The organism is Micromonospora sp. CP22 (genome assembly GCF_009712475.1).
In the GTDB taxonomy this organism is placed as follows: domain Bacteria; phylum Actinomycetota; class Actinomycetes; order Mycobacteriales; family Micromonosporaceae; genus Micromonospora.
On record NZ_VCJO01000053.1, the window covers coordinates 1 to 1,366 of the forward strand.

1 protein-coding gene is annotated in these 1,366 nt (G+C 67.1%); it reads right to left on the reverse strand.

Annotated elements, in window-relative coordinates; all coding sequences use genetic code 11:
- Positions 1-5: 5 nt before the first annotated feature.
- Entirely contained in the window at positions 6-1,115 is a 1,110-nt protein-coding gene (locus FF096_RS26170) for an ISAs1 family transposase (RefSeq protein ID WP_309223936.1), read from the reverse strand.
- Between the last annotated feature and the right edge of the window lie 251 nt (positions 1,116-1,366).

A 1,366-nucleotide genomic window follows, 5' to 3' on the forward strand; every position in this document is an offset into this window, starting at 1 on the left:
CAGGGCTATTGCGTTCTGGGGTAAGTGCTGGTCACGGCGGTTATGAGGTCGTGTGAGCGACGGTCGGCGCGTCGGGTGGCGCGGGCGATGTTGGGTTCGCCGTGGATGCGGTGCCAGCCGATTGCGGTGTTACGCAGGGTGGCCATGATGGCGGGTCCGGTGCCGGTGCGGGCCTGGTGCAGATCTTCACGGAAAGTCACATCTCGCACGTTGTGGACCTGGTTTTCGATGAGCCATTCCGCTCTTGCCCATTTCTGCAGGTCGGCGGGTTGGGCGTCGGCGGCGGGCAGGGATGTGATCAGGTAGGCGGTCTCGCGGCTGGTCTTGCCGCCGGTGGTTCGGGTACGGGTGATCCGGACGGCTTGCTGGGCGTGCGAGAACGCGATCCCGCCCGGGGTGTGCAGGGTGACGGCTTTGATGGTGCGGGTCTCTTTGCGCCCGTGACCGCGGTCGCGGGTGCGGTCACCGACCGGGATCTGCGCCCAGGGAACAGCTTTGAGCTGGGCGAACAGGGTGGGCTGGTTGCCCTTGGCCTGCAGTAGCAGATGTGCTCCACGGCCGGTGATCTGCTCGGCGTGGCCGGTCTGGGTGTGCAGCGCGTCGGCGACGAACAGGACATCGGTCAGACTGCCGAGCACGGCCTCCACGGCGTCGAGCAGTGGGGCGAAGGCGGGAATCTCGTTGCTCTTCGTGTCGACGGTGACCTGGGCCAAGACGATGCCGGTACTGGTGTCCAGCGCCGACAGCAGATGCGTCTGCCGGCCGTCAGGCAGGCGTGCGCCACGCAGGGTCTTGCCGTCCACGGCGATCACCGTCCGGTAGCGGCGCGGCCGAGCGGTCACCGGTTGCGTCCGGGTGCGCAGCCAGCCGGCCAGAACCTTGCTGATCACAGTGGCGTCCAGGCGGATCAGCAGACGCCACACCGTGGTGCCGGCCGGCACGCCCCGGGTGAACCCGAGCCGCTGCTGGTCCGCCTCGTCCAGGTCGTACAGCCAGTCCGCGATCGCGGCGAACGACGTGGCGCCGGCCAGGACCGCGCAGACCGCGACGGTCAGCAACGCGGCCAATGGATACCGCACTCCGTGCGGATCACGCGGGTCCGGGATCACGCTCACAGCGTCCAGGAGCCCACGACGTTCACCCTCGGTGATCGGCGGTGATGGCGTCTCACCGCTGGGGGTTGTCACAGTCAGTACGGAGATCAGGGATGATGACATCTGCGGGTGGAGTCCTCGGTGTCGTGCAGTCCTAGAGAAACTCCATGATCACCTTGAGGGCTTCACCCGCTTCAACCGCCTCCACATAGGCCAATCACCCAGCATCATCCCAGCTCACTGGCTTGCCGAGCGAGAACGCAACGGCCCTG